This window comes from Hyphomonas sp. L-53-1-40, from assembly GCF_000682775.1.
Classification (GTDB): domain Bacteria; phylum Pseudomonadota; class Alphaproteobacteria; order Caulobacterales; family Hyphomonadaceae; genus Hyphomonas.
In genome coordinates, this window is record NZ_AWFI01000012.1 from 631,572 (window position 1) to 655,621 (window position 24,050).

A 24,050-nucleotide genomic window follows, 5' to 3' on the forward strand; every position below is an offset into this window, starting at 1 on the left:
GAGGTGACGCTACGGGTATGCTTGACGTTTACGTCAGCGTTTGGTCTGACACGAGGCAGAACAGTCAAGGAATGAGGAATAGTCCCATGTCAGATATCCGTTTCGACGATCGCGTCGCCATTGTCACCGGAGCCGGTGGCGGTCTCGGCCGTTGCCACGCGCTGGAACTCGCCCGCCGCGGCGCGAAAGTTGTCATCAACGACCTCGGCGGCACGCTGGACGGCACCGGCGGAAATTCCGAAGCGGCCGAAGCCGTTGTGAAGGAAATCGAGGCCATGGGCGGCGAAGCCATGGCGAACGGATCGTCCGTTTCCGACGAGGCCGGCGTCAAGAAGATGATCGATGACACGATGGCCAAATGGGGCCGCATCGACATCATCATCGCGAATGCCGGAATCCTGCGCGACAAATCTTTCTCCAAGATGACCCAGGCCGACATCGATCTCGTAATTGACGTCCATCTGCGCGGCAGCTTCATGCCGGTCCACGCAGCCTGGAACATCATGAAAGAGCAGAATTTCGGCCGCATCGTCGTGACCACATCCTCGACCGGCCTCTACGGCAATTTCGGCCAGGCCAACTATGGCGCTGCCAAGCTCGGCGTGGTCGGCATGATGAACACGCTGAAAATTGAAGGTGCAAAAAACAACATTAAAATCAACGCCGTCTGCCCGATTGCTGCAACTCGCATGACCGAAGGCCTGATGCCCGACGAAGTGCTCGCCCAGCTCAAGCCGGAATATGTCACGCCCGGCGTGATGAACCTCGTCAAGGACGAAGCCCCGACCGGCATGATCCTGTCAGCCGGTGCCGGTGCGTTCTCGATGGCGCGCATCGTTGAGACCGAAGGTGTGTTCGTTGGCCAGGGTGAAGGTCTGTCGGCTGAAGCCGTTGCGGCGAAATGGGACCAGATCACCGATGTCTCGACCACGAAGCCTGCCTTCCAGTCTGGCGGCGAGCACGGCCAGAACATCTTTGCGGCTGTCGCAGCCGGCATGAAAGGCTAGGCTCCGGCTTGCCAAATACGCGATTGGGGCGCAGGTACTTCCTGTAAACAGGGAGATCATCATGCGCCTCATCGCTCTTGTTTTGTCTATCACGCTCCTCACCGGCTGTGCCTGGTCCGAGAAGTCCCCGGAAGACACTGTACTTGTCGAGGTTGAGCCAATTCCCTCGTCTCCCCAAACGCAACTGCCACATGGCCCGCCGATCGCAGGTGTTGGTGAAACCTGTGGAGGCATTGCCGCCATCCAGTGCAGAGACGGCTTGTTCTGCAAAATGGAAGACGGCGCCTGCCGCAATATTGCCGATGCAGCAGGTGTCTGCGCTGAGGTCCGCCCGATGTGCACGCGCGAATATCGCCCGGTCTGCGGCTGTGACGGGAAGACCTATGGCAACAAGTGCGAAGCCCACGCCGCGATGACAAGCATCGCCAGCGAAGGCCCCTGCATGCTGGAAACGTCTGAGGAGTAATACCTCAGACTATTCCTGCATCGCCTTGAGATACATGGAATTTACCGGCTTCGAGAAGACGCGCTCGACCATCGGGATGAAGAATTCCAGCGGCTCGCTCTCATAGTCCGGATCGAACGCGGCTTGGTCGTAGAGATGGCAGAACTGCGCGCAATATTCGTAATGCGGACTGTCCTTGAAATGCTCGCGCAGATTCCGGTCCAGCCCGATATGATGGAAGAAGTAATAGCCTTGGAACGCGCCATGATTGGCCACCATCCAGAGATTGGCCTCTGACACAAACGGCTTCAGGATCGCGGCGGCCGTCGCCAATATCGTGAAGCAGCGCGCAGACCACATATTCCTCGTCACGGCCGTCGCGATGCGCGCGGGTAGCGGTCTGGATGGAATGTTCCAACCGGTCGATCGGGAAGCCACCATAATCGCCATCGAGCAGGCGCAGATGGTCAATCACGCGCTTGGCGAGCCCCTTGTTGAAGCTCTTGGAATGCTCAACAATGATATCCCAATCATCTTTGGTGCCTTCCAGCATTTCGCGAAACTTCGCGCGTTCTCCCATGTCGTGTCCGTCGGCCATGTCTTCCTCCTGATATTTTCAGGCAGAATACACTGATGACGCCCGCGTCACAAATGGAAACGCCCCCGAAGCCATAAGCTTCGAGGACGCCTCAATGCGATGCTTGCCTGCACTCAGTCCCAAAGAGAGCCAAGTGCCAAACGTTGGCGCCAGGTATTGCGCGGTGGCACATGCGCAGGTCCGCAATCCGAACAGACATGATCGTGCAACCGCTGGGACAAGGCCCAGGCGGATTCCCCGGTCCTGACACCAACCGCGGCGAGCACATCGATCAGCTGACGCAAATGCGCGTCACTCAGATCGTCATTGCCCTTCAGCAACGCCTCGGCCAGTCGCCAGCCGCCAGAGCCACCGGTGGGCTGGACGATTTGCGAACCGCGTAGACCGCCATCCGGCCCATGGCGAGGTCGGCGGCAAAGTCTCGCAAGCAATTGCGGAACTCCAACGCCATCTCGTTCAGCGCCTTTCGGGTCCGGACCGGTTCGAACCAGTCCGGCAGGGCGGGTGGAGCCAGCACCCGTCCAAACTCGACCGGCTGCAGCGCCTCGGCAGCCATGTCGAACAGGGCCGACGCGCTGTTTGCACGCTCCCAACGCTGGACCAGACGAGACGCACCGCTCGCCCCGTGGATTCGCCGTGCGAGCTGGTAGGCTGCGGCCAGGTCTTCCACCGCTTGGGGCCTTTCCGGCAAGTTCGCCACGATACCCGGAATCCGCAAGGCTTCCGGCACCGCCACGATCACACCCAGACGATCGGCTCGGATCTGCGGCATGTGCCGCAAGACTTTCACCGCTTCCGGATCCGCAAACAAGCTGAGGAAGTTGGCATAGTCACCTACCTCCCACAATTGTTCACCCATCCGACCGAATGCCTTCATCAGGCCGCCCGGCGCATCGCCGCGCATCAGGATACGCGCAAGCTCGGCGTCGCGGGCGCGCTCCACCACACGCACGATATCCATGCCATCATCGCTGGTGGTGCCCCAGCGCCGCTCCAGCAGGATCGCAGCCGCATGGCGCCGTGCCGCCGGCAGGGTCAGGAACCCGGCATGTGGCACAGGCCAGAAACGGGCGACCCGTTCTGCGTGGGGACCGGCAATATAGCTCAACAATGGCGTCGCTGCCGACGGCTTGCCAAACAGCAAGACACCGGCACGGGTCATGGGCGCGCCCATGATCCACCTCCTTTCACATCATCCGTCAGCTGAACTCTTCAGAAGCGGACTATCGAAATTCAATCTGTAATTATATCAGGAGGCGACCGGCCAATGCGCGGGAGCCGCTGATAGCGCTCCCCGCGAAAACGAGGAGCTGTTCGTCGCAATACAACTCAGCTTCATCTTGTTCTTTCCGGCTAAAGGGGCGAGCCATCCGTAAACGCACGGCCCAGCCAACAGAGGCAGGCGTATAATCCAGTCCGCGACATTCTGTCAACAGGCTGGATTGATTTTTTTCGCTCAATGGAAACTATTGATCATTTTTTGAAGCATAAATAACCGTATAAAGATCAGTTGGCGACTTCCGCCACCGCATCGAAGCGCGTGCGGAAATCGACAAGTTCCAGCACATAGTCATCTTCATCATGGAAAGCCTCATCGCTCAGCAACGGCTTCTCGCCCGCCTTGTACCAATCCGCATAGTCTGAGGTCTCACGGCTCGATTTCTTGTAGTGGGTGGAATATGTCCTCACTGTCATGCGTGGCGCTTCATCGGTGAAGTCAAACTCCATCAGGCGCATCCATCCATCACCGATGCCCACAGGCCAGTCCGACTTGACGCCGGCCTCAATCGCTGTCTGACCGCGATCCTGATAGTCCGCCAAAATTTGCCAAACCTTTTGACCCGCCGCGTTCTCGTCCACGCGCCACGCCTGCCCGTGTTGGTGGCCACACAGGACGAGAAAGACCTGCTCGTTTTGACTGATCAGCTTGTCCCACACCATCTCTGGCGTGTTGTGTATGGGATCGACCGCATGCCCATCAACGATCACATTCGGCACGCGCTCACCTTCCTTGCTCATATAGTCGTGTGTGGAAATGATCGTCGGAAGGCCGGAATAGTCTGCGATGACCGAGGCGGCCCAGGCGAGCGAATCGTTTGGCGGATCAAACTGCAGTCCGATATGGAGGAAGCGATATCCGCCTGCCTCGAAAACCTGTGCGCTGTCAGCGCCGCCATCATGGCTGGCCACATACCAGGGTTTCCCCTTGAAGAACTCCGTGTCCGCGCCGAACACAGAGCGGAAATTATCCAGGCCGCCCGGATGCAGCACGCCGAGCGAACGGGCCATATCGGTCATGTCGATTTCTGCGGGCGTCGTGGCCTCGGGGGGAAATTTCGAGTCCGTCCACATCGCATCATAATCATGATTGCCCGGCACGACGGAAAACGGCGTCTTGCCCGCGATCAGGCTGAACCCTTCATGCGCCTTGGGCATCTCGACCGTCAGGGTCTTGTCACTCGGCGCGAGGTGCGCGCTCAGGATCGGATTGGCAACCGCCTTGAAGCCCCGGGCTTCGTGCGCCGGATCCATCGCTTTGGTCTGATGCTGCCAGACATCGCCCAACGTTGTGACGAATGCTATGTCCCCGCCCTCGCTCTCGAGATTGTCGGCGACATAGCGCATCTGCTCCAGGAACAATTCGCTGGCCTCAAACGGGAAACCTTCGGCCTTCTGGTGTGTATAATCGAGATAGTTCTGCGTGTCGGGCAGGACGGCGATCGTGAAGACCTGATCCGGTGTGATCTGTGCCTGAATTTCCGGAGTCACAACCTCCGGAAATTGGACCTCTTCTGCTACCGGAGCGGCACAGGCCGCCAGCAAGCTGAACATCGCAACTGCCGCAGTCTTTGCGGAGCTGCGCGCTGTCAGTGAAAACGGTGTCATCAATTCGCCTTTCAGGGGTGTCTGGAACTCCCCTTTCGATTAACAGGCCTTGATGACGCTTTCTTTGGCCCCGCCAGGGCATTCCGACAAATCATGAAACATGCGCTTTTTCGCGACTATTGCAGCTGATCCTGACGGGGTTTTACGTATTTCGTGCTAGTCTTAGAGGTTCAAGTAATGAATTGGAAAAGCAGAAGCGCTATCCTTGCAATCAAATTACTTTCTCTTGGCGGTCTTTTCGCCAGCGTAGCGTGAACACCAGAACGGGACCCTATTGGAATGCAATCGACCTCGGTAGTCATTCCGACCTGCAACAGAGCGTCTCTTCTTGCGGATTCCCTGAAGTCCGTTTTTGCCCAGACCGTACAGCCGGATGAAGTCATCCTGATAGATGATGGATCGACCGACAACACGCCGGACGTCGCAGCGCGCTACCCGCAGGTGCGCTATGTGCGCACTGAAAACCAGGGCAAGTCCGCGGCCATCAATCTGGCCATGACGCTGATGACCGGCACCCGGCTCTGGGTTGTTGACGATGACGACATCGCCTGCCCGGACGCCCTCCAAAAACTGGGGGCTGCGCTCGACGCCAACCCGTCCGCTGGCTTCAGCTATGGACGCCATGACCGGTTCACCGACCCCGCAAATGGCGGCGAGCGAGTCTGGCAGGACACCGGCTACTGGCGGGAGTGTCACCCGCGTGACTTCCTGATCGCCACGATGGAAGACATGTTCACACACCAGTCTGGCATGCTGTTCCAAAAGACACTGCTGGATGCGACTGGCCCGTTCGATACCGGGCTCAAGCGCTCGGTCGATTATGACTATATTCTCCGCGCAGCGCGGATCAGCACCAGCGCCGCCTGCCCCGCCATCGTCTTCCACCAGCGCCAGCATGATGGGGATCGCGGCTCAGGCGCGAACAGATTTCCAGCCTCGGAACTGGTGCGTCGCTGGATCCAGCATGACCAGATCATCTTCAAGCGCATCTACGAGACCTGGGCGCTCGACGAATTCCTGCCGCGGGGCGAGAGTGTTGTCGGCACCCCCAGCAAGCGTCAGGCGCTGATTCAACGAGGCGCCATCATGGCACGCAAGAAATTGTGGGATCATGCCATGCGGGACTTCGCGAATGCGGCGCTCCTGATGGATCTCGATCTGACTCAGGCAGAACGTGCAATCGCCCGGCGAGGGAGCCAGTCGAAATATGGTATCCAGGAATTGCTGGACGATCATGTGATTGGTCAGGGCTTGCGGGATGTCGCTGGCCTGTCCCGTAACGGCGCTGAACTCATTGGCGAACTCGCGACCGGTTTTCGGTGGCGTATCCGGGACGAGTTGACAAGCGGCCACCCCCGCAAGGCCTCGCGACTGCTCCAGCTCTATATCACGCTGACCTCGTCAGCCTTTCATAATTCCCGGCCAACTGATTCCCCCTGGTATCCGGACGACCTTCTGACAGAGCCACATAAATCGCCCGGCAAGTAGGCGTGGAACCGGGTCAGTGATCCCGCGAATCCATCTCAGAGCACTTCTTCATAGAGCGCCAGCGCATCGTCATACGTGACAAGACGGGGGTTGTTCTTCATCAAGCGCTCATTCTTGACCGCATCCTCAGCCATTTTTGGCAAGTCATTGTGATTGACGCCAACCTCGGTCAGCTTCAGGGGCGTGCCGCTTTTCGCGCACAGCTCCACCATATGGTCGATAAAGGCGCTCGCGTCCTGGGCCACGCCGACGACCGGGCCAAGATCCGCATAGTCCTTGGCGGCCACCACAGCGTTGAACCGCAAGACCGGCGACAGCATCAACGCATTCGACACACCATGCGGCACATGGAACAGCGCGCCCAGCGGATAGGCCATCGCATGCACGGCCGCGACCGGCGCATTGCTGAAGGCCTGCCCGGCGAGCGTTGCTCCGATGCACATGGCCTCGCGCGCCTCGATATCATCCGGGTGCTCACATGCGCGCAACAGATTCCCGGCCAGCAGGCGCAGGCCTTCCTTGGCCAGTGCACCCGAGACCGGATTGCGCAACAGCTTTGACGTATAGGATTCGATGGCATGAACCATCGCATCGATCCCGGTTGCCGCCGTCACACCGCGCGGCGCGGTCAGCGTCAGCATCGGATCGACAATCGCGAGATCAGCAAACAACTGGTCTGAGACGACTCCGATCTTCTTCATGTCATCTGATGTGACGATGGAAATCGCCGTGACCTCTGATCCGGTCCCTGCTGTCGTTGGCAACAGCACCAGCGGTGGGCGCGAGCCTTTCACATTGCCGACGCCGTAGACGTCTTCCAGCGATTGCCCGGAATCCATCAGCACGGCAATCAGCTTTGCGGTATCCAGTGACGAGCCTCCGCCCAGCCCGATCACGCCATCGGCGCCATGTTCGCGAGCCGCAGCGACCGCATCGCGGATCGTGGCAGCGGGCGGGTCGGCAACGACCTTGTCATAGACAAACACTTCAAGACCCGCATCGCGCAGGCTTTCCAGCGCGCCCTCCACCAAGCCGGCTGCAATAACGCCCTGGTCCGTCACGAAGACCGGGCGTTTCATGCGATCGCTGACCAGCTTGCCGAGTTGGGCAGCACTGCCCCGTTCGAACAGGATGTGCGGCGGCGTCTTGAAGCTGAATCCCATCGGTCTTTCTCCCATTTTCACTACAGGCTTACGCCTATCGGGCCTGAACAGTAAATGTTGTAGATTGCCCGAAAATCGCACGGTCTGTCATGTCGTACACACGGAAACCCTTTGCCCAAATGCAAGAAACCCCGGACCAGCGGTCCGGGGCTCCTGAAACAATTCGAATACAGCGAGGAAAGACTAGCCTTCCATCGACTCCATTTCGGCTTCGTGACGTGCACGATCCGCAGCACCCTTGGCGCTCTCGTCACGGTCGACCAGTTCCAGAACGGCAACAGGTGCGTTGTCGCCATGGCGGAAGCCAGCTTTCAGAACGCGGGTATAGCCGCCATTACGGTCCTTGTAGCGCTCGCCCATCACGTCGAACAGCTTGCGGACAGCCGCTTCGTCACGGACCTTCGAAAGGGCCTGACGGCGTGCGTTCAGGTCGCCCTTCTTGGCGAGGGTCACCAGCTTGTCCATGAGCGGAGCCATTTCCTTCGCCTTCGGAAGGGTGGTCACGATCTGCTCATGCTCGATGAGGCTAGCAGCCATGTTCGCGAACATCGCCTTGCGGTGCGATGTCGTCTTGTTCAGTTTACGGTATCCAAGGCGATGGCGCATTGTCGTGTTCCTTAAGGAGGTGGTCAGGCCCCCGATTACTCAGTGGGCTAGAGGTGGTCGTCGTATTTCTTGGCGAGGCCTTCGATGTCTTCCGGCGGCCAATCCGGCACTTCCATGCCGAGGTGCAGGCCAAGACCGGCGAGGACTTCCTTGATCTCGTTCAGGGATTTGCGGCCGAAGTTCGGCGTGCGCAGCATCTCTGCTTCGGACTTCTGGATGAGGTCACCAATGTAAACAATGTTGTCGTTCTTCAGGCAGTTTGCCGAGCGAACGGACAGTTCAAGCTCGTCGACTTTCTTGAGCAGGACAGGGTTGAAGCCGAGATCGGTTTCTTCTGTCTGTGCGCCCGTTTCCACGGTCGGCTCTTCGAAGTTGATGAACAGTTGCAGCTGATCCTGCAGGATACGCGCGGCATAGGCCACGGAATCTTCCGGCGTGACAGACCCGTCTGTCTCGATGTCGAGGGTCAGTTTGTCATAGTCGAGAACAGTACCCTCACGGGTGTCTTCGACCTGATAGCCAACGCGGCGGACCGGGCTGTAAATCGCGTCAATCGGAATATAACCGATTGGGGCATCTTCCGGACGGTGCGCCTCGGCCGGGACATAGCCCTTGCCGGTCGCAACGGTGAATTCCATGCGCACTTCAGCGCCATCATCCAGAGTACAGATCACGAGATCCGGGTTCAGGATCTTGGTGTCACCGGAGGTTTCGATCTGGCCAGCTTTGACTTCGCCCGGACCTTTCGCCTTCAGCACCATGCGCTTTGACGTGTCGCTCTCCATGAAGATCGCAACCTGCTTCAGGTTCAGCACGATCGTCGTTACGTCTTCGCGAACACCCTGGATCGCAGAGAATTCGTGAACGACATTGTCGATCTGAACGCCGATGATCGCAGCACCTTGCAGGGACGACAGCAGAACGCGACGCAGCGCGTTGCCGAGAGTCGTACCATAGCCACGCTCCAGCGGCTCAATGACGAGCTTGGCTTTGCGCTTGGCATCGTATCCGGCCTGGACGACAGGACGGTTCGGGCGGATCAGCACTTTCCAGTTACGGTCGTTGACGTTGGTGGGTTCGATGTCTGCCATGGGCGACGGATCCTCAGAATGGGTCAGGCGACATGAAATTATGCCGCCAATAAATACGAACTAGACGCGGCGGCGCTTTGGTGGGCGGCATCCGTTGTGCGGAATTGGCGTCGTGTCTGTGATAGCCGTAACGGTCAGGCCAGCAGCCTGAAGCGCGCGCAGTGCGCTCTCGCGGCCCGAACCTGGTCCACGCACGCTGACTTCAACAGTCTGCATACCGTGATCCATGGCCTTCTTTGCGGCATCTTCTGCCGCCATCTGGGCTGCGTAAGGCGTCGACTTGCGCGAGCCCTTGAAGCCCATCATGCCGGAGGACGACCACGAAATCGTGTTGCCCTGGGCATCCGTGATGGTGACCATGGTGTTGTTGAAGCTGGAGTTCACGTGAACAACACCAGAGGTGATGTTCTTGCGCTCTCTCTTGCGGACGCGGGTCGTTTCACGAGCCATTGAAGACTATCCTATTTCTTCTTGCCGGCGATCGGCTTAGCCGGGCCCTTGCGGGTACGGGCGTTGGTGTGCGTACGCTGACCGCGAACCGGCAGTTTACGGCGGTGACGCAGGCCACGGTAAGAACCGAGATCCATCAGGCGCTTGATGTTCATCGACGTATCGCGGCGAAGGTCGCCTTCGACGAGATAGTCGGCATCGATCGTTTCACGGATCTTGATGACTTCGGCATCCGTCAGCTCGTTCACGCGACGGGTCGACTCAACGCCAACCTTTTCGATGATCTCACGGGCCATGGATGGGCCGATGCCATGAATGTACCGCAGCGCGATTTCCACGCGCTTGTTGGTCGGGATGTTAACGCCTGCAATACGGGCCAAGGCCGATCTCCTAAGCGGACTGTTAATACATAAAGAGCGCGCCAAGGCGGAAACATCCGTCCTGCGCGCCGGCGATTAAGCCTAAAGCTAAGAAACGAGGCTTATAACGATGGAAATTAACGCGTCAACCGCGGAATCCCACCTTTACGCCGTCTCTTTCAGGGCCGCGTCGATTGCGGTTGCAACCGCCTCGATTGAGCCCATTCCGTCGACTTCCACGAGGATACCACGCTCCGCATAAATAGGCACCAGAGGCGCTGTATCTTCGTAGTATTTTTCGAGCCGTTTCGAGAACGTCTCGGGGTTGTCATCCTTGCGGCCCTGTTCTTCGAACCGCTTGGTGACACGCGACAGCAGCTTGTCATCATCGACAAGGATGCGGATCACGCGATTAACGGCTTCACCGCGGGATTCGAGCAAACGATCCAGCGCTTCAGCCTGACCGACTGTACGTGGGAAACCATCAAAGATGAATCCCGGCGCGCCGGCCTGAACTTCCAATTGCTCATCGATCAGGGCGATGACGATCTCGTCGGAAACGAGGCTGCCCTCATCCATGATCTGGGCAACTCTTTCGCCGAGTTCGGAGCCAGACGCGCGCGCCGCGCGCAGCATGTCACCGGTAGAGAGTTGGACGAACCCCCGCTCTTCGACCAGGCGTTTCGCCTGCGTGCCTTTTCCGGCCGCTGGCGGCCCGAACAGAATTAGGTTCATCTCTTACGACCCCCGAGTTTCGACTTCTTGATCATGCCCTCATACTGGTGCGCGATCAAATGCGACTGAATCTGTGTAACTGTATCCATCGTAACAGACACAACGATCAGAAGAGAAGTACCGCCAATATAGAAAGGTATCTCTGGGAAATATCGCCGCAGGAGTTCGGGAAGGATACAGACGAACATCAGGTACAGGGCACCAATGGTCGTCAGTCGGGTCAAAACATAGTCAATATAGGCCGCCGTGTTCGAGCCAGGACGGATACCGGGAATAAATCCGCCATACTTGCGCAGATTGTCCGCCGTCTCTTCCGGATTGAACATGATGGAGGTGTAGAAGAAGGCAAAGAAGATCACCATCGCCCCGTAAGACGTGATGTAGGTCCACGAGCCTGGCGCGAAATGCGTCGCCAGCCAGCCCAGAACGCCACTCACGGCGCCAGAGGCTTCGGCATCGGCCGGGTTACCACCCAAGAAGCCCACCGCCGTCAGCGGCAGCATCAGTAGCGCAGAGGCAAAGATTGGCGGGATAACACCGGATGTGTTGATCTTGAGCGGCAGGAAGCTCTTCTGGCCCTGGGCAACGCCGTGGGCCTGCTGTCGCTTCGGATACTGGATCAGCAGCCGCCTCTGCGAGCGCTCCATGAACACGATGAAGACAACCAGCGCGATCACCATGGCGGCAATCGCCACCACGAACGCAACGTTCACAGAGGTCGTACGCGCCTGCGAAATCAGGTTGAAGATCGCCTTCGGCATTTCAGCGATAATACCCGCGAAGATGATCAGCGAGATACCGTTGCCAATGCCGCGCGCCGTGATCTGCTCACCCATCCACATCAGCAGCATCGTGCCGCCGGTCAGCGTCACAACGCCGGTCAGGATGAAGAACCAGGACGAGATGCCCTCAATGCGGACGGCGGCAAGGCCGCCAGCAATTGCAAAGGACTGGACCAGCGCGAATCCCAGTGTGAGGTAACGCGTATACTGGTTGATCTGCTTGCGGCCGGACTCGCCTTCCTTCTTCAACTTCTCAAGCGTTGGAGAGGTCGCGGTCAGCATCTGGATGATGATCGAGGCCGTGATGTAAGGCATCACGTTCAGGGCGAACACACCCATCCGCTCCACGGCGCCGCCGGCAAACATGTTCATGTTGCCAAGCAGGCCACCGGACTGGCTCTCGAAGAATTGGGCGTATTGCTGCGGGTCGAGCCCCGGCAGCGGGATGAACGTCCCGAGCCGGTAGAGGATCAAAATCCCGAGAGTAAACAGGATCCGGCTCTGCAGGTCCTTGGCTTTTGCAAAGCTCCGGAAATTCATGTTCCGAGCCATTTGTTCGGCAGCATTCGCCATGGGCCGCTTGACCTCCCTGAAAAAGCGTTCGCCGCCTAAATCGGCGGCGAAACAGTATTTGTGAAGGGGTTACCGGTAAAAACCGCCGATTATTCGTCAGCAGTCTCTTTAGCCGGCCCCGTGACGGTGACTTTACCGCCAGCCTTCTCAACAGCTTCAATAGCTGCCTTGGAGGCACCTGTCACAGTGATATTCAGATTCTTTGGTGCGTCACCTTTGGCAAGCAGACGCACGCCATCGCGCACATTGCGAACCAGACCAGCGGCCACCAGCGACTCTTCGGTCACATCCTTGGCGTCCAGCTTGCCAGCGGCAATCGCCTTGCCGAGACGGCCAAGGTTCACCCAGGCATGGGACTTGGAGTTACGCGCCGTGAAGCCGCGCTTTGGCAGACGCATGTAGATCGGCATCTGGCCGCCTTCAAAGCCATTCACGGCAACGCCGGAACGAGCCTTTTGGCCTTTGACACCGCGACCAGCCGTCTTGCCCTTGCCAGAGCCGACGCCGCGGCCAACGCGCAGGCGGTTCTTTGTTGAGCCCTCAGCGGGAGACAATTCGTTCAGTTTCATCGGTCTATCTTTCGATATCGTGCGGCTGCGAATGGTGGCGATTACTCGCCAACCACCTCAACCAGGTGAGCCACCTTGCGGATCATGCCCCGCACGGACGGCGTATCTTCGAGTTCCTTGGTGCGGCCGACCTTGTTCAGGCCCAGCCCCATCAGGGTCTGGCGCTGCTCAGGACGACGGCCAATCGGGCTGCCAACCTGGCGAACAGTGACTTTGCTTTTAGCCATTTTCGTGCCCTTCCCTAGTTCGTCGCGTCAGCCATGCCGGCTTCGGACGCGCCATCATTGCGGCGACCGACGACATCCTGAACCTTCAGGCCACGCTTGGACGCAACGGTCCGCGGGCTGTTCTGCTCTTTAAGCGCATCAAACGTTGCACGCACCATGTTGTACGGGTTGGAGGAACCGATCGACTTGCCGACCACGTCCTGAACACCCAGAACTTCCATGACAGCACGCATCGGACCACCTGCGATCACGCCGGTACCTGGAGGCGCTGCACGCAGCACAACCTTGCCTGCGCCGTGACGGCCACGGCCATCATGATGCAGAGTGCGACCTTCGCGAAGCGGCACGCGAACCATGTTGCGCTTGGCTTCTTCTGTGGCTTTGCGGATCGCCTCAGGCACTTCGCGGGCTTTACCCTTGCCGAACCCTGCGCGGCCCTTCTGGTCACCAACGACAACCAGGGCTGCAAAACCGAAATTCTTACCGCCTTTGACCGTCTTCGCGACGCGGTTGATACCAACCAGCTTGTCGACGATGTCGGACTGCTCCTCGTCGCGATCGCGATTCCGGCGGCCTCTTCCTCTTTCTTCAGCCATAGGGCCTCTCCTTAGAATTTGAGACCGCCCTCACGGGCGGCGTCTGCCAGGGCTTTCACCCGGCCGTGGAACATGTAACCGCCACGATCAAAGACGACGTCTTCGACGCCTGCTTCTTTCGCGCGCTCTGCGAGCGTCTTGCCGACGAGGGTAGCCGCAGCGGCGTCACCACCGGTCTTGGCCGAGCCGAGCACATCCTTTTCCAGCGTCGAAGCCGAAGCGAGCGTAATGCCTTTTTCGTCATCGATGATCTGGGCGGAGATATTCTTGTGGCTGCGCGCAACCGACAGGCGTGGACGACCCTCAGCAACCTTGCGGAGCTTGGTACGAACCCGCTGGGCGCGGCGCAGCATCTTATCGCGTGAGCTTTTCATGGGCTTACTTCTTCTTGCCTTCCTTGCGGCGGACATATTCGCCCTGATAACGGATACCCTTGCCTTTGTATGGCTCAGGCGGACGGAATTCGCGGAGTTCGGCAGCAACCTGACCAACAGACTGTTTGTCTGCACCAGAGACGATGATCTCGGTTGGCTTCGGCGCTTCCAGCTTGATGCCGTCCGGAGCCTTGAAGATCACATCGTGCGAGAAGCCGAGTGCGAGCTTGAGATCGGTACCCTGCATTTGGGCACGATAACCAACGCCAACCAGTTCCAGCGTCTTCGAATATCCATTCGAAACGCCTTCGACCATGTTCGCGGCGCGGGCACGAGCGGTGCCCCACTGCGTACGGGCCTTGGAATCAAGGGCTTCAGCGAAGGTTGGCAGGCGACGACCCCGAGCCTTTTCAGCCTCGATACGGTCATTTGCAGCCTGCACGAGATCTTCGCGCGGCGAAACGGTCAGCTCGTTGTTCTCGAGCTTTGGCGTGATCAGCTCAGACAGGACCAGCGAAAGCTCACCCTTGGAGCCTTTTGCCTTGATCGTCTGACCTTCGACCGAGACGGTCGTGCCATTCGGAACTTCGATCGGGAGTTTACCAATACGTGACATGATAGCTCTCCTAGAATACGCGGCAGAGCACTTCGCCGCCTACATTCTCGCTGCGGGCAGAATTGTCAGACATAACGCCTTTCGAAGTCGAAAGGATCGAAATGCCCAGACCATTGCGCACCAGCGGAATGTCGGAGACAGAAGAATACACCCGGCGACCTGGCTTGGAGACACGTTTGATCTCCGAGATCACTGGCTGACCTTCATAGTACTTCAGCTCGATATCAATATTCTTGTGACCGTCTTTTTCAACTTCGGTGTAGCCGCGGATGAAGCCCTCATTGATGAGAACCTCCAGGACGCGAATACGAAGTTTCGAAGACGGCGTGACGACTTTAGACATGCCGCGCATCTGAGCGTTGCGGATGCGTGTCAGCATATCTCCGAGGGGATCAGAAATGTTCATCTTTGATATCCTCCTCTCTTACCAGCTGGACTTCACGAGACCGGGGATCTGACCGTTTGAGCCAAGCTCACGCAGCGCGATCCGCGACATTTTGAGTTTGCGATAGTAGCCGCGCGGACGCCCGGTTACTTCACAGCGATTACGCACACGGTTTGGGGCCGAGTTACGTGGAAGTTCAGCAAGCTTGAGACGTGCCTTGAAGCGCTCTTCCAGTGAAAGGTCCTCATTCATGGCGACGGCCTTCAGCTCGGCACGCTTTGCAGCGTACTTTTCGACAAGCTTCTGACGCTTCTTGTTCTTCTCGATTGCGCTCTTCTTTGCCATATCAGCAGATCTCCTGGCGCTAGTTCCGGAACGGGAAGCCACACTCGGCGAGGAGTGCCTTGGCTTCTTCGTTGGTTTCAGCCGTGGTGCAGACGATGATGTCCATACCGCGAATATCTTCCACCTGATCGTAATTGATCTCCGGGAAAACGATGTGTTCTTTGAGGCCCATGGCGTAATTGCCCATGCCGTCGAAGCTCTTTCCGTTCAGTCCACGGAAATCCTTCACGCGCGGCAGCGCAATATTGGTGAGCCGGTCAAGGAACTCGTACATGCGCTCACGGCGCAGGGTCACTTTCGCACCGATCAGCATGCCTTCGCGCAGCTTGAAGCCAGCGATCGACTTGCGTGCCTTGGTGGCGACAGGCTTTTGGCCTGCGATCAGTTCGAGCTCGGCCAGGGCAGCCTTGATCTTCTTGGAGTCGGAGACAGCTTCGCCGACACCCATATTGATCACGACCTTGTCCAGTTTCGGAACCTTCATCGGGTTCGAATACTTGAACTGCTCCTGCAGCTTGGCCCGGATCTCTTCACGGTACTTCGTCTTGAGACGGGGTTCGTATGCCTTAGACATCGATGGACTCCCCTGAGCGTTTGGCAAAGCGCGTCTTGCGGCCATGCTCATCAGTTTTGAAACCAACACGCACTGCTTTTCCGTCGCGCGGATCGGCATGAGCCACGTTGGATACGTGGATCGGTGCTTCGAAAGACTTCAGACCACCGGGGTCCATCTGGCTCGGCTTCTGGTGCTTCTTGACGACGTTCACACCGCGCACAACAACGCGATCCTCGTCGACCAGCACTTTCAGCACTTCGCCTTTGGTACCTTTGTCGCGGCCTGCGATCACGACAACGGAGTCGCCTTTTTTGATCTTAGCAGCCATCTTACAAGACCTCCGGGGCCATGTTCGCGATCTTGACCTGGTTCTTGCCGCGCAGTTCACGCGGGACCGGGCCAAACACACGAGTGCCGATTGGCTCACCATTGGTATTGATGAGAACGGCAGCGTTTGAGTCGAAACGAATGGTCGTGCCATCCGGGCGGTTGATGTCCTTTGCCACGCGAACGACGACAGCCTTGCGGACGTCACCCTTCTTCACGCGGCCCGTAGGAATTGCTTCCTTGATGGACACCACGATCACGTCACCAACCGATGCATACCGGCGGCCTGCGCCACCCAGCACCTTGATGCACTGAACGCGGCGCGCGCCGGAATTGTCGGCGACGCGAAGGTTTGATTGCATCTGGATCATGCGTCACCTTCCCCGCCGGTCACAAGTTCCCAGCGTTTCAGTTTGGAATGCGGAACGCACTCCTGGATCGTTACAATTTGACCCTCGACAGCCGCATTGGCTTCGTCATGGGCGTGATACTTCTTAGAGCGGCGAACAATCTTCTTCATCACAGAGTGGGTGAAGGTCCGCTCTACACGGACGATTGCGGTCTTGTTCTGCTTGGCAGAGACCACGACGCCTTCCATAATACGCTTTGGCATGATCTCTCTCCTACGCCTGACCTGCTTCGGCTTTTTCGCGAAGGATCGTCTTGACGCGTGCAATATCGCGGCGGACTTCCTTCACTCGGGCCGTTTTTTCCAGTTGGCCGGTGGCCGTCTGGAAACGCAGGTTGAACTGCTCTTTCTTCAGCTTGACGAGCTCATCCTTGAGCTGGTCGAGGCTTTTCGTTCTTACATCTTGGGCTTTCATGATCAGATACCCTCAATCCGCTTGACGACTTTCGTCTTGATCGGAAGCTTCGCAGCGCCGAGGCGCAGGGCCTCGCGTGCGACATCCTCAGACACGCCGTCGATTTCGAACAGGATGCGACCAGGTGCGACACGGGCGACCCAACGGTCGACAGAGCCTTTACCTTTACCCATCCGGACTTCAATCGGCTTCGCCGACACTGGCAGGTCCGGGAATACACGGATCCACACTTTGCCCTGACGCTTCATGTGACGCGTGACAGCCCGACGGGTTGCCTCGATCTGGCGCGCGGTGACCCGCTCCGGCTCGAGAGCCTTCAGGCCAAACTCGCCGAATGCCAGCGATGAACCGCCCTTGGCATTGCCCCGGATCTGGCCCTTGAAGGCCTTACGGAATTTGGTTCGCTTCGGTTGACGCATCTTTTACGCTCCGGAGGCTTGCGCGCCGGTGGCCGGTCCGCGCTGGTTTGCATTGGCACGTGCACGGGACTGGCCGGAAGATTCCAGACGCTTGTCCTGAGCCATCGGGTCGTGCTCCATGATCTCGCCTTTGTAGACCCAGACCTTGATGCCGATGATGCCGTAAGTGGTGGCCGCTTCTGCAGTGCCGTAATCAATGTCGGCGCGCAGCGTGTGCAGCGGCACGGAGCCTTCTGCATACTTCTCGGTACGCGCAATCTCTGCGCCGCCAAGACGACCGGACACCATGATCTTCACACCGTCAGCGCCGAGGCGCATGGCGGACTGGATGGCTCGCTTCATGGTACGACGGAACGAGGCACGGCGCTCAAGCTGGCGAGCGATGTCGTCGGCGATCAGCGTGGCGTCGATTTCCGGCTTGCGGATTTCAACCAGGTTCACGCGAACTTCGTCGGTCGTCATCTTTGACAGAACTTTGCGAAGCGCTTCGATGTCGCCGCCCTTCTTGCCGATCACGAGACCCGGACGTGCCGTGTGGATCGTGACGAGACATTTCTTGTGCGGACGCTCGATGATGATCTTCGAGATGCCGGCTTGCTTCAGACGCTTGCGGATTTCCTTGCGGATCGCGATGTCTTCGTGCAGCAGGCGACCGAAGTCGGCCGTGTCGGCATACCAGCGGCTGTCAGACGTCCGGTTGATGCCCAGACGCAGGCCGATCGGATTTACTTTCTGACCCATTATGCGGCCTCCGCTTCAACTGAGGTGTCACGCAGGATGATGGTCATCTGCGAGAATGGCTTCTGGATGCGAGCAGCGCGGCCACGAGCACGGGCGCGAATACGCTTCATCACGAGGTTCTTGCCGACATGCGCTTCTGCAATGACGAGGCTGTCGATGTCGAGGCCGTGATTGTTCTCGGCGTTCGCGATGGCGCTTTGCAGCAGCTTGCGGACATCCTGGGCAGGACGCTTCGGCGAGAACTGCAACTGAGCCAGCGCACGCTCGACCGGCATGCCGCGGATCTGCTGAGCCAGAAGGTTCAGCTTCTGCGGGCTCGAACGGTACATGCGCAGAACAGCGCGCGATTCATTCGAAGCCTGCTTCGGAGGATTCTTGGCTTTAGCCATGACTACTTCCTCTTCGCTTTCTTGTCCGCACCGTGGCCATAGTAGGACCGCGTTGGCGCGAACTCGCCGAACTTGTGACCGACCATTTCCTCAGAGACGGAAACCGGGATGAATTTGTTGCCATTGTGGACCTGGAAATTCAGGCCGACAAAGTTAGGCAGGATCGTTGAACGGCGCGACCAGGTCTTGATCACAACGCGCTTTTCAGAGGCGCGCGCTTCTTCTGCTTTCTTGAGCAGATAGCCGTCTACGAACGGGCCTTTCCAGACAGAACGTGGCATGTCTTGCGGCTCCTCTTAGCGTTTCGCGTTACGGCGACGGATGATCAGACGATCCGTTGCCTTGTTTTTACGGGTCTTCGGACCGCGTGTTTTCTTGCCCCATGGCGTCACTGGGTGACGTCCACCGGACGACTTGCCTTCACCACCACCGTGTGGGTGGTCGACCGGGTTCATGACAACACCGCGGACAGACGGGCGCTTGCCCATGTGACGCTTGCGGCCTGCCTTGGACAGAACCTGGTTCATATTGTCCGGGTTGGACACGGCGCCGACGGTTGCCAGGCAGCTGTCCATCACCATGCGAAGCTCGCCGGAGGTCAGCTTGATCTGGGCATAACCACCATCACGACCGACCAGCTGGGCATAGGTGCCAGCGGAGCGAACCATCTGCGCGCCCTTCTGAGGCTTCAGCTCGATGTTGTGAATGATCGTACCGACCGGAATGCTTTTCAGCGGAAGCGTGTTGCCCGGCTTGATGTCAGCCGTCTTGGACGTGACCACCGTGTCACCAACTTCAAGGCGCTGTGGCGCGATGATGTAGGACAGCTGGCCGTCTTCGTACTTGATCAGGGCGATGAAAGCCGTGCGGTTCGGATCGTATTCCAGACGCTCAACAGTTGCCGGCATGTCCCAGCGGTTACGCTTGAAGTCGACCTTGCGGTACAGCTTCTTGGCGCCGCCACCGATGCGGCGAGCTGTGATACGACCCGTATTGTTGCGTCCACCCTTCTTGGTCAGACCTTCGGTCAGCGCCTTGACGGGCTTGCCCTTGTGAAGGTCGGATTTGTCCACCAGCACAAGCTGGCGGCGTCCTGGGGAGGTTGGATTGAAAGTCTTAAGTGCCATGTTTCTCGTCCTTCTCCCCTAGAGGCCCGTCGTGATGTCGACGGACTGACCCTCGGCGAGCGTCACAATGGCTTTTTTCATGTCGTTGCGACGACCTTCATAGCCACGAAAACGCTTCGTCTTGCCCTTTTGGACCAGAGTGTTGACCTTGGTTACTTCGACCTTGAAGAGCGCCTCGACAGCGTCCTTGATCGCTTTCTTGTCAGCGTCGATCGCCACTTCGAAGACAATCTTGTTGTCTTCAGCCACCAGAGTCGATTTCTCGGTGATCAGTGGGCGACGGATGACGTCGTAGTGATGTTCTTTTACGTCGGCCATGATTACTTAGCCTCCTTCGCGCCATCGAAACGGGCCTTGATGCCTTCGGCCGCTTCCTTGGTGATGACGAGCTTCTTGCGGCGCAGGATGTCATAGACATTCAGGCCAGCAACCGGCAGCACGTCGACGTTCGGAATGTTGCGGGCTGCCTTAGCGAAATTCTCGTCCACGGTCGTGCCGGAGATGATCAGCGCGTTCTCGATACCGAGACCCGCGAACTGACCGACCAACTCTTTCGTTTTCGGAGCCGACAGGATCGCCTCGTCCAGCACAATGACCGCATCCGCCTTCACCTTGGAAGACAGGGCATGAGCCAGAGCCATCTTGCGGACCTTTTTAGGCAGGTCGTGAGCGTGGCTGCGGACTTTTGGTCCGTGCGCAACAGAACCACCAACAAAGATCGGCGCATTCCGGGACCCGTGACGCGCGCCGCCGGAACCTTTCTGGCGGATATACTTCTTCGTGGTGCGGCTGACTTCGCCGCGGGTCTGGGTCTTGTGCGTACCAGCCTGGCGCTTGGCCAGCTGCCAGCGAACCGTGCGCTGCAGGATGTCACCACGGATGTCTTCGATGCCGAAGATGGCATCATCAACCGTGATGTTTCCAGCGGCTTTGCCGGCAAGGGTTTTGACTGCGAGTTCCATTATTCAGCACCCTCTTGAGTTGCTTCAGCTGCTGGCGCGGCATCCGCGCTCGCCGCCTTGAAGGAGCCAGCCGCTGGCGCATCAGCCGGAAGAGGCTTCTTCACCGCGTCGCGGACTTCAACATAGCTGCCGTCATGGCCAGGCACAGCGCCCTTGACCAGGATGAGGCCGCGCTCAACGTCGGTGCGAACCACTTCCATGTTCTGGGTCGTGACACGCTCAACGCCGTAGTGACCGGCCATTTTCTTGTTCTTGAACACGCGGCCCGGATCCTGGTTCATACCCGTCGAACCGTGCGAACGGTGAGAGATGGACACACCGTGCGTGGCGCGCAGACCACCAAAGTTCCAGCGCTTCATCGCACCGGCAAAACCCTTACCGATCGTGATGCCGGCAATGTCAACTTTCTGACCCGGAACGAAATGGTCAGCCAGGACTTCAGCGCCAACTTCCGGCAGGTCGCCAGAGACGCGGAATTCGCGCAGCTTGCGCTTCGGTGCGACGCCGGCTTTTGCGAACTGGCCGCGCAGCGCCTTCGACGTGCGCTTGGCTTTCTTTTCGCCGATGCCGAGAATGACAGCCTGGTAGCCGTCCGTGCGGGTGACGTCGCCACCCTTCTTGGTCTTCACGGCGCGCTCTTCTTCAGTGCGCACGCCAACAACTTGGCAGCCATCAAGCGACAGGACGGTGACCGGCACGTGGCGGCCGCTCTCGTCAAATACGCGTGTCATGCCAACCTTGCGGGCAAGCACGCCGGAACGGGGTGCTGGCAGAGCCATTAGCGGCCTCCCTCAAGTTTGATTTCAATGCCAACGCCGGACGACAGGTCGAGCTTCATCAGCGCGTCCACGGTCTGCGGGGTCGGGTCTACAATGTCGAGGATCCGCTTATGGGTCCGGATTTCAAACTGCTCGCGCGACTTCTTGTCGATGTGCGGCGAGCGGTTCACGGTGAAGCGCTCGATACGGGTCGGCAGCGGGATCGGGCCTTTGACCTCAGCGCCGGTGCGCTTGGCCGTGCTCACAATCTCTTTCGCCGACATGTCGAGGGCGCGGTGATCGAAGGCCTTGAGCCTGATCCGGATATTTTGTCGTTCCATCGTTCGGTCCGTCCGCACAAAACACGTTAGCCCCAACGTGGCGCAGAAGTGCGCCAGGGCGTAGCGTGGGATTAAATTGTCTGTTTCGAGGGAGCGTTCGCTCTATAAAGCGCTGCCATCCCGGCGAAGTCGGGGGTTTATGGGATCGATAGGCCCGCGTCAACTGAGTCGTGAAGCTTTTATGCAGAAAGACTCACAGGGGTAAAACTCTCAGTCTCTATCGCTCAGGCGGCATTTCCGAGACGGGTGGCAAATCGAACAGGGCCCGCAATTCGAATTGGGTGGATTTCAGCGTTCCAGCAGGCCAATTCTCGTTTCTCATGTCATCTTGCATGGCCGCCACAGCGGGTCCGGCGATACTGGCTCCCACCTGTTCGCCTATCTTCAGGCTTTCGCGCATAATCGCAGCGCTAGCCATAGAAATCTCCTGCCCCTCCGGCGTTTCCAGGAACGCACGATATGCCTCTAAAGCGTCAGGAGAAAGATTGTAGACATAGGCCTTTGCTATGGGCTCACGCATGCCTTCCAACAAGGCGTCTGTCATGTGGGCTGTCAGCATTTGAATGGCCACGTCTGCGGCGTCATCGGATATGGTTTCACCATTCTTGGTAAGTTCATTCTGAAGATTTCCCAGCATGAGGTCGGCCATGACCGCCAAGGCACCTTCGTATTGATCCCGCGTCGCGGTCTGTTCCACAATATAGTAGGCATCTTCCATGGGATCAGCCGCAACGGGTGCGCCAAACAGTAAGATCAGCACTATAGCGGGAAGAATGCGTTTCATGACGTGTCAGCTTTCCAGATGCAGTAGGCCACAAGTCTACTGGGAGCCCTGGAAATGAAAAGCTACTTCCTTCGTTCTTGCATGGGACCGCCCCTCTCGCCCATGAGGCAAGAGGGCGTGGCGCCAGCCCTGCCCTCACACGCTCCATGCGCCTTGGTCCCAGCCCAGAAGGGCGCGGGTTTCGGCCGCGTCGTGCGCGAAGACACGGCGCAGATAGTCCCGGTCATCTGAACTCATCCGGTCAGCTTCGGGCGCCGCATTGTACTGGGTGGAGACGTCAAATTTGCGCGCAGGCAAACCCATGAACTGGCAAACTGTGGTCAGCTCTCGCTGCGGATCGGCTGCGAGGTCTTCGCTGCGCAGGAACAGGAGCTGATCATCGGGAAACAACCGCCTCAGCTCCCGGATCTGAGGCGCGTAATAGCTGCGCGCCAGGTATGAGCGTTCCCGGTCCTGATTTGGCAAGGCCCGGCGGGCGCGTTCGCGCTCCTGGCGGATCGCAATCGGATAGGGCAGCGTTTCGCGTCCCAGCCGGCAATCCATGCGATAGTGAGACCAGGCACGCTCCACCGGATCGCGCAGGATCACGATGATCTGGATATCGGGATTATACACCCAGACCCGTTCCAGCGCGCCGCTCCACCAGCTGATGATCGGCGTCGCCTCGCCCAGCATGCACCCGTCGCGCCAGGCCTTCCAATCGAAGTGGCGATGATACAGCCAGTAGTCCAGCGGGCGGATGCCCGTTGGCGGGCGCCTGTCGAAGAAGTGCGGTTCTTTCTTCTTCGCCATGCAGATATCGGGATGCTGGCGCAAATATGCGTCCAGCGACGTGGTGCCGGCCTTTTGAACGCCGGCTATGATGAAATCGATGCGTCTTGCCATGCATCCGGAATAGCGCGGGTGTCTTGCCTGATTTTGCCGGAATGCGGTTCTTGTGTCGCAAAGTGTTGCAGGGTGAATGCGCGATTCACCTTGTTTAACCAAGGCCTCACGCTTTTCACGGACACTTCGGTCTCACCTGCCCCTCATCCGAAGGCCCCCGATGAAGCCTCCCCTGTCTTCCCTGCTCAGCCGCCCGGCCGTCCGCTATGGCTTGGCCAGCATTGCGGCCTTCGGCATGGATCTGGCGCTGACCATGGCATTGCGGCTTGGCGGCCAGCTCAGCCTTACCCTGTCGGCAGCGATCGCCTTCATCGTGACCGGGCTGGTTTTCTATTTTGTCCATGAATTCTGGACGTTCGGGCATGACAGTTCAACCGTTTCGTCAGGTCGGCTTGTTCGCAACCTGACCTCGCTCGGCGCAGCCTTCTGTGTGCGTGTCGGCATCATCGGAGCACTGGAACTGATGCGTTCGCCCGGTCCGTCTCTGGCGCTCGTCTATTTCGGATTGGGCGCGGCCGCATCGCTCACGGTCAATTTCCTGATCAACAAATACTGGGTCTTCACCCGCACCTGACGCTGATAAAAAAGGCCGCCCCTTATGGGACGGCCTTCTCGTTACTGCCTGATGGGAACAGGGCTTAC

At 58.6% G+C, this 24,050-nt stretch carries 36 protein-coding genes and 1 pseudogene; 4 read left to right on the top strand and 33 right to left on the bottom strand.

The window, feature by feature from the left end:
- Positions 1-86 precede the first annotated feature (86 nt).
- Together L53_RS08920 and L53_RS08925 are read left to right on the top strand one after the other, a co-directional pair.
- A complete protein-coding gene (locus tag L53_RS08920; RefSeq protein WP_034814169.1) occupies positions 87-1,007 on the top strand; it encodes an SDR family NAD(P)-dependent oxidoreductase in 921 nt (306 codons plus the stop codon).
- A 61-nt stretch (positions 1,008-1,068) separates the two neighbouring features.
- A complete protein-coding gene (locus tag L53_RS08925) occupies positions 1,069-1,473 on the top strand; it encodes a Kazal-type serine protease inhibitor family protein (protein ID WP_034814171.1) in 405 nt (134 codons plus the stop codon).
- Positions 1,474-1,482: 9 nt separating this feature from the next.
- Here the strand turns inward: L53_RS08925 and L53_RS17750 are convergent.
- The 3 genes and pseudogenes from L53_RS17750 to L53_RS08945 form a co-directional block, all read right to left on the bottom strand.
- A pseudogene (locus L53_RS17750) lies at positions 1,483-2,032 on the bottom strand (HD domain-containing protein).
- A gap of 331 nt (positions 2,033-2,363) precedes the next feature.
- Positions 2,364-3,224: a hypothetical protein gene (locus L53_RS08940; protein ID WP_034814174.1), complete on the bottom strand. Its 861-nt coding sequence runs from the start codon at positions 3,222-3,224 to the stop codon at positions 2,364-2,366.
- Between the two features lie 332 nt (positions 3,225-3,556).
- Positions 3,557-4,936, bottom strand: a complete 1,380-nt coding sequence (locus tag L53_RS08945) for a metallophosphoesterase (protein ID WP_034814175.1) — start codon at positions 4,934-4,936, stop codon at positions 3,557-3,559.
- 279 nt (positions 4,937-5,215) lie between these two features.
- On the opposite strand from L53_RS08945, the gene L53_RS08950 reads away from it, so the two are divergent.
- Positions 5,216-6,424, top strand: a complete 1,209-nt coding sequence (locus L53_RS08950; RefSeq protein WP_051607738.1) for a glycosyltransferase family 2 protein — start codon at positions 5,216-5,218, stop codon at positions 6,422-6,424.
- Between the two features lie 35 nt (positions 6,425-6,459).
- Here the strand turns inward: L53_RS08950 and L53_RS08955 are convergent, their stop codons facing one another.
- The 30 genes from L53_RS08955 to L53_RS09100 all read right to left on the bottom strand — a co-directional run bounded on the left by L53_RS08955 (position 6,460) and on the right by L53_RS09100 (position 23,408).
- Positions 6,460-7,587: an iron-containing alcohol dehydrogenase gene (locus tag L53_RS08955; protein ID WP_156947868.1), complete on the bottom strand. Its 1,128-nt coding sequence runs from the start codon at positions 7,585-7,587 to the stop codon at positions 6,460-6,462.
- A gap of 183 nt (positions 7,588-7,770) precedes the next feature.
- Entirely contained in the window at positions 7,771-8,193 is a 423-nt protein-coding gene (gene rplQ, locus L53_RS08960) for a 50S ribosomal protein L17 (protein ID WP_034814177.1), read from the bottom strand.
- 47 nt (positions 8,194-8,240) lie between these two features.
- Positions 8,241-9,284, bottom strand: a complete 1,044-nt coding sequence (locus tag L53_RS08965; RefSeq protein WP_034814178.1) for a DNA-directed RNA polymerase subunit alpha — start codon at positions 9,282-9,284, stop codon at positions 8,241-8,243.
- 60 nt (positions 9,285-9,344) lie between these two features.
- The gene (gene rpsK, locus L53_RS08970) at positions 9,345-9,734 is read right to left on the bottom strand and encodes a 30S ribosomal protein S11 (RefSeq protein WP_034814179.1); all 390 of its coding nucleotides are present in this window, start codon (positions 9,732-9,734) and stop codon (positions 9,345-9,347) included.
- Positions 9,735-9,745: 11 nt separating this feature from the next.
- The gene (gene rpsM / locus L53_RS08975) at positions 9,746-10,114 is read right to left on the bottom strand and encodes a 30S ribosomal protein S13 (protein ID WP_034814180.1); all 369 of its coding nucleotides are present in this window, start codon (positions 10,112-10,114) and stop codon (positions 9,746-9,748) included.
- 144 nt (positions 10,115-10,258) lie between these two features.
- On the bottom strand, positions 10,259-10,828 hold the full coding sequence (locus L53_RS08980; protein WP_034814181.1) for an adenylate kinase: 570 nt from the start codon (positions 10,826-10,828) through the stop codon (positions 10,259-10,261).
- Positions 10,825-12,183 (bottom strand): preprotein translocase subunit SecY, encoded by a 1,359-nt coding sequence (gene secY, locus L53_RS08985; RefSeq protein WP_034814183.1) that lies wholly within the window; start codon positions 12,181-12,183, stop codon positions 10,825-10,827. The genes L53_RS08980 and secY overlap by 4 nt, the downstream gene beginning before the upstream one ends.
- 89 nt (positions 12,184-12,272) lie before the next feature.
- Positions 12,273-12,752 (bottom strand): 50S ribosomal protein L15, encoded by a 480-nt coding sequence (rplO, locus tag L53_RS08990; protein WP_034814184.1) that lies wholly within the window; start codon positions 12,750-12,752, stop codon positions 12,273-12,275.
- Between the two features lie 41 nt (positions 12,753-12,793).
- The gene (rpmD, locus tag L53_RS08995) at positions 12,794-12,979 is read right to left on the bottom strand and encodes a 50S ribosomal protein L30 (RefSeq protein ID WP_034814186.1); all 186 of its coding nucleotides are present in this window, start codon (positions 12,977-12,979) and stop codon (positions 12,794-12,796) included.
- 14 nt (positions 12,980-12,993) lie between these two features.
- A complete protein-coding gene (gene rpsE, locus L53_RS09000) occupies positions 12,994-13,575 on the bottom strand; it encodes a 30S ribosomal protein S5 (protein ID WP_034814187.1) in 582 nt (193 codons plus the stop codon).
- A gap of 11 nt (positions 13,576-13,586) precedes the next feature.
- Positions 13,587-13,949, bottom strand: coding sequence for a 50S ribosomal protein L18 (rplR, locus tag L53_RS09005; protein WP_034814188.1), 363 nt, complete (start codon positions 13,947-13,949; stop codon positions 13,587-13,589).
- 4 nt (positions 13,950-13,953) lie between these two features.
- The gene (rplF, locus tag L53_RS09010; RefSeq protein WP_034814190.1) at positions 13,954-14,565 is read right to left on the bottom strand and encodes a 50S ribosomal protein L6; all 612 of its coding nucleotides are present in this window, start codon (positions 14,563-14,565) and stop codon (positions 13,954-13,956) included.
- A 10-nt stretch (positions 14,566-14,575) separates the two neighbouring features.
- A complete protein-coding gene (gene rpsH / locus L53_RS09015; RefSeq protein WP_034814196.1) occupies positions 14,576-14,971 on the bottom strand; it encodes a 30S ribosomal protein S8 in 396 nt (131 codons plus the stop codon).
- 18 nt (positions 14,972-14,989) lie between these two features.
- Entirely contained in the window at positions 14,990-15,295 is a 306-nt protein-coding gene (gene rpsN / locus L53_RS09020) for a 30S ribosomal protein S14 (RefSeq protein ID WP_034814198.1), read from the bottom strand.
- A 19-nt stretch (positions 15,296-15,314) separates the two neighbouring features.
- Positions 15,315-15,869 (bottom strand): 50S ribosomal protein L5, encoded by a 555-nt coding sequence (gene rplE, locus L53_RS09025; protein ID WP_034814200.1) that lies wholly within the window; start codon positions 15,867-15,869, stop codon positions 15,315-15,317.
- The gene (rplX, locus tag L53_RS09030; protein WP_034814202.1) at positions 15,862-16,179 is read right to left on the bottom strand and encodes a 50S ribosomal protein L24; all 318 of its coding nucleotides are present in this window, start codon (positions 16,177-16,179) and stop codon (positions 15,862-15,864) included. Before rplX ends, rplE begins: the two co-directional genes overlap by 8 nt.
- 1 nt (position 16,180) lies before the next feature.
- Positions 16,181-16,549: a 50S ribosomal protein L14 gene (gene rplN / locus L53_RS09035; protein WP_034814203.1), complete on the bottom strand. Its 369-nt coding sequence runs from the start codon at positions 16,547-16,549 to the stop codon at positions 16,181-16,183.
- Positions 16,546-16,791, bottom strand: coding sequence for a 30S ribosomal protein S17 (gene rpsQ, locus L53_RS09040; protein ID WP_034814204.1), 246 nt, complete (start codon positions 16,789-16,791; stop codon positions 16,546-16,548). The genes rplN and rpsQ overlap by 4 nt, the downstream gene beginning before the upstream one ends.
- A 10-nt stretch (positions 16,792-16,801) precedes the next feature.
- A complete protein-coding gene (gene rpmC, locus L53_RS09045; protein ID WP_034814205.1) occupies positions 16,802-17,002 on the bottom strand; it encodes a 50S ribosomal protein L29 in 201 nt (66 codons plus the stop codon).
- 2 nt (positions 17,003-17,004) lie between these two features.
- Positions 17,005-17,421 carry a 50S ribosomal protein L16 gene (gene rplP, locus L53_RS09050; RefSeq protein WP_034814206.1) on the bottom strand — a complete coding sequence of 139 codons (417 nt, stop codon included), beginning with the start codon at positions 17,419-17,421 and terminating at the stop codon, positions 17,005-17,007.
- Positions 17,422-17,424: 3 nt separating this feature from the next.
- Positions 17,425-18,162, bottom strand: coding sequence for a 30S ribosomal protein S3 (gene rpsC, locus L53_RS09055; RefSeq protein ID WP_034814207.1), 738 nt, complete (start codon positions 18,160-18,162; stop codon positions 17,425-17,427).
- Positions 18,162-18,551 carry a 50S ribosomal protein L22 gene (gene rplV, locus L53_RS09060; RefSeq protein WP_034814208.1) on the bottom strand — a complete coding sequence of 130 codons (390 nt, stop codon included), beginning with the start codon at positions 18,549-18,551 and terminating at the stop codon, positions 18,162-18,164. The genes rpsC and rplV overlap by 1 nt, the downstream gene beginning before the upstream one ends.
- 2 nt (positions 18,552-18,553) lie before the next feature.
- Positions 18,554-18,832, bottom strand: coding sequence for a 30S ribosomal protein S19 (gene rpsS / locus L53_RS09065; RefSeq protein WP_034814209.1), 279 nt, complete (start codon positions 18,830-18,832; stop codon positions 18,554-18,556).
- 15 nt (positions 18,833-18,847) lie between these two features.
- Positions 18,848-19,678: a 50S ribosomal protein L2 gene (rplB, locus tag L53_RS09070; protein ID WP_034814210.1), complete on the bottom strand. Its 831-nt coding sequence runs from the start codon at positions 19,676-19,678 to the stop codon at positions 18,848-18,850.
- 18 nt (positions 19,679-19,696) lie between these two features.
- Positions 19,697-19,996 (bottom strand): 50S ribosomal protein L23, encoded by a 300-nt coding sequence (locus L53_RS09075; RefSeq protein ID WP_034814211.1) that lies wholly within the window; start codon positions 19,994-19,996, stop codon positions 19,697-19,699.
- A 2-nt stretch (positions 19,997-19,998) separates the two neighbouring features.
- Positions 19,999-20,640, bottom strand: a complete 642-nt coding sequence (rplD, locus tag L53_RS09080) for a 50S ribosomal protein L4 (RefSeq protein WP_034814212.1) — start codon at positions 20,638-20,640, stop codon at positions 19,999-20,001.
- Positions 20,640-21,419: a 50S ribosomal protein L3 gene (gene rplC / locus L53_RS09085; RefSeq protein WP_034814213.1), complete on the bottom strand. Its 780-nt coding sequence runs from the start codon at positions 21,417-21,419 to the stop codon at positions 20,640-20,642. The genes rplD and rplC overlap by 1 nt, the downstream gene beginning before the upstream one ends.
- The gene (rpsJ, locus tag L53_RS09090) at positions 21,419-21,739 is read right to left on the bottom strand and encodes a 30S ribosomal protein S10 (RefSeq protein ID WP_027836784.1); all 321 of its coding nucleotides are present in this window, start codon (positions 21,737-21,739) and stop codon (positions 21,419-21,421) included. Before rpsJ ends, rplC begins: the two co-directional genes overlap by 1 nt.
- Before the next feature lie 217 nt (positions 21,740-21,956).
- Positions 21,957-22,523 carry a DUF2059 domain-containing protein gene (locus L53_RS09095; RefSeq protein ID WP_034814214.1) on the bottom strand — a complete coding sequence of 189 codons (567 nt, stop codon included), beginning with the start codon at positions 22,521-22,523 and terminating at the stop codon, positions 21,957-21,959.
- A 135-nt stretch (positions 22,524-22,658) separates the two neighbouring features.
- Entirely contained in the window at positions 22,659-23,408 is a 750-nt protein-coding gene (locus tag L53_RS09100; protein ID WP_051607740.1) for a sulfotransferase, read from the bottom strand.
- A 160-nt stretch (positions 23,409-23,568) separates the two neighbouring features.
- Between L53_RS09100 and L53_RS09105 the strand changes: the two genes are divergently transcribed.
- A complete protein-coding gene (locus L53_RS09105) occupies positions 23,569-23,982 on the top strand; it encodes a GtrA family protein (RefSeq protein WP_034814215.1) in 414 nt (137 codons plus the stop codon).
- Positions 23,983-24,050 lie beyond the last annotated feature (68 nt).

What these genes read in the sequence shown, in the direction of transcription:
- L53_RS08920 (WP_034814169.1), top strand. Translation starts at nt 87, where the DNA reads ATGTCAGATATCCGTTTCGACGATCGCGTCGCCATTGTCACCGGAGCC.
- L53_RS08925 (WP_034814171.1), top strand. Translation starts at nt 1,069, where the DNA reads ATGCGCCTCATCGCTCTTGTTTTGTCTATCACGCTCCTCACCGGCTGT.
- L53_RS08940 (WP_034814174.1), bottom strand. Translation starts at nt 3,224, where the DNA reads ATGGGCGCGCCCATGACCCGTGCCGGTGTCTTGCTGTTTGGCAAGCCG.
- L53_RS08945 (WP_034814175.1), bottom strand. Translation starts at nt 4,936, where the DNA reads ATGACACCGTTTTCACTGACAGCGCGCAGCTCCGCAAAGACTGCGGCA.
- L53_RS08950 (WP_051607738.1), top strand. Translation starts at nt 5,216, where the DNA reads ATGCAATCGACCTCGGTAGTCATTCCGACCTGCAACAGAGCGTCTCTT.
- L53_RS08955 (WP_156947868.1), bottom strand. Translation starts at nt 7,587, where the DNA reads ATGGGATTCAGCTTCAAGACGCCGCCGCACATCCTGTTCGAACGGGGC.
- rplQ (WP_034814177.1), bottom strand. Translation starts at nt 8,193, where the DNA reads ATGCGCCATCGCCTTGGATACCGTAAACTGAACAAGACGACATCGCAC.
- L53_RS08965 (WP_034814178.1), bottom strand. Translation starts at nt 9,284, where the DNA reads ATGGCAGACATCGAACCCACCAACGTCAACGACCGTAACTGGAAAGTG.
- rpsK (WP_034814179.1), bottom strand. Translation starts at nt 9,734, where the DNA reads ATGGCTCGTGAAACGACCCGCGTCCGCAAGAGAGAGCGCAAGAACATC.
- L53_RS08980 (WP_034814181.1), bottom strand. Translation starts at nt 10,828, where the DNA reads ATGAACCTAATTCTGTTCGGGCCGCCAGCGGCCGGAAAAGGCACGCAG.
- secY (WP_034814183.1), bottom strand. Translation starts at nt 12,183, where the DNA reads ATGGCGAATGCTGCCGAACAAATGGCTCGGAACATGAATTTCCGGAGC.
- rplO (WP_034814184.1), bottom strand. Translation starts at nt 12,752, where the DNA reads ATGAAACTGAACGAATTGTCTCCCGCTGAGGGCTCAACAAAGAACCGC.
- rpmD (WP_034814186.1), bottom strand. Translation starts at nt 12,979, where the DNA reads ATGGCTAAAAGCAAAGTCACTGTTCGCCAGGTTGGCAGCCCGATTGGC.
- rpsE (WP_034814187.1), bottom strand. Translation starts at nt 13,575, where the DNA reads ATGGCTGAAGAAAGAGGAAGAGGCCGCCGGAATCGCGATCGCGACGAG.
- rplR (WP_034814188.1), bottom strand. Translation starts at nt 13,949, where the DNA reads ATGAAAAGCTCACGCGATAAGATGCTGCGCCGCGCCCAGCGGGTTCGT.
- rplF (WP_034814190.1), bottom strand. Translation starts at nt 14,565, where the DNA reads ATGTCACGTATTGGTAAACTCCCGATCGAAGTTCCGAATGGCACGACC.
- rpsH (WP_034814196.1), bottom strand. Translation starts at nt 14,971, where the DNA reads ATGAACATTTCTGATCCCCTCGGAGATATGCTGACACGCATCCGCAAC.
- rpsN (WP_034814198.1), bottom strand. Translation starts at nt 15,295, where the DNA reads ATGGCAAAGAAGAGCGCAATCGAGAAGAACAAGAAGCGTCAGAAGCTT.
- rplE (WP_034814200.1), bottom strand. Translation starts at nt 15,869, where the DNA reads ATGTCTAAGGCATACGAACCCCGTCTCAAGACGAAGTACCGTGAAGAG.
- rplX (WP_034814202.1), bottom strand. Translation starts at nt 16,179, where the DNA reads ATGGCTGCTAAGATCAAAAAAGGCGACTCCGTTGTCGTGATCGCAGGC.
- rplN (WP_034814203.1), bottom strand. Translation starts at nt 16,549, where the DNA reads ATGATCCAGATGCAATCAAACCTTCGCGTCGCCGACAATTCCGGCGCG.
- rpsQ (WP_034814204.1), bottom strand. Translation starts at nt 16,791, where the DNA reads ATGCCAAAGCGTATTATGGAAGGCGTCGTGGTCTCTGCCAAGCAGAAC.
- rpmC (WP_034814205.1), bottom strand. Translation starts at nt 17,002, where the DNA reads ATGAAAGCCCAAGATGTAAGAACGAAAAGCCTCGACCAGCTCAAGGAT.
- rplP (WP_034814206.1), bottom strand. Translation starts at nt 17,421, where the DNA reads ATGCGTCAACCGAAGCGAACCAAATTCCGTAAGGCCTTCAAGGGCCAG.
- rpsC (WP_034814207.1), bottom strand. Translation starts at nt 18,162, where the DNA reads ATGGGTCAGAAAGTAAATCCGATCGGCCTGCGTCTGGGCATCAACCGG.
- rplV (WP_034814208.1), bottom strand. Translation starts at nt 18,551, where the DNA reads ATGGCTAAAGCCAAGAATCCTCCGAAGCAGGCTTCGAATGAATCGCGC.
- rpsS (WP_034814209.1), bottom strand. Translation starts at nt 18,832, where the DNA reads ATGCCACGTTCTGTCTGGAAAGGCCCGTTCGTAGACGGCTATCTGCTC.
- rplB (WP_034814210.1), bottom strand. Translation starts at nt 19,678, where the DNA reads ATGGCACTTAAGACTTTCAATCCAACCTCCCCAGGACGCCGCCAGCTT.
- L53_RS09075 (WP_034814211.1), bottom strand. Translation starts at nt 19,996, where the DNA reads ATGGCCGACGTAAAAGAACATCACTACGACGTCATCCGTCGCCCACTG.
- rplD (WP_034814212.1), bottom strand. Translation starts at nt 20,640, where the DNA reads ATGGAACTCGCAGTCAAAACCCTTGCCGGCAAAGCCGCTGGAAACATC.
- rplC (WP_034814213.1), bottom strand. Translation starts at nt 21,419, where the DNA reads ATGGCTCTGCCAGCACCCCGTTCCGGCGTGCTTGCCCGCAAGGTTGGC.
- rpsJ (WP_027836784.1), bottom strand. Translation starts at nt 21,739, where the DNA reads ATGGAACGACAAAATATCCGGATCAGGCTCAAGGCCTTCGATCACCGC.
- L53_RS09095 (WP_034814214.1), bottom strand. Translation starts at nt 22,523, where the DNA reads ATGAAACGCATTCTTCCCGCTATAGTGCTGATCTTACTGTTTGGCGCA.
- L53_RS09100 (WP_051607740.1), bottom strand. Translation starts at nt 23,408, where the DNA reads ATGGCAAGACGCATCGATTTCATCATAGCCGGCGTTCAAAAGGCCGGC.
- L53_RS09105 (WP_034814215.1), top strand. Translation starts at nt 23,569, where the DNA reads ATGAAGCCTCCCCTGTCTTCCCTGCTCAGCCGCCCGGCCGTCCGCTAT.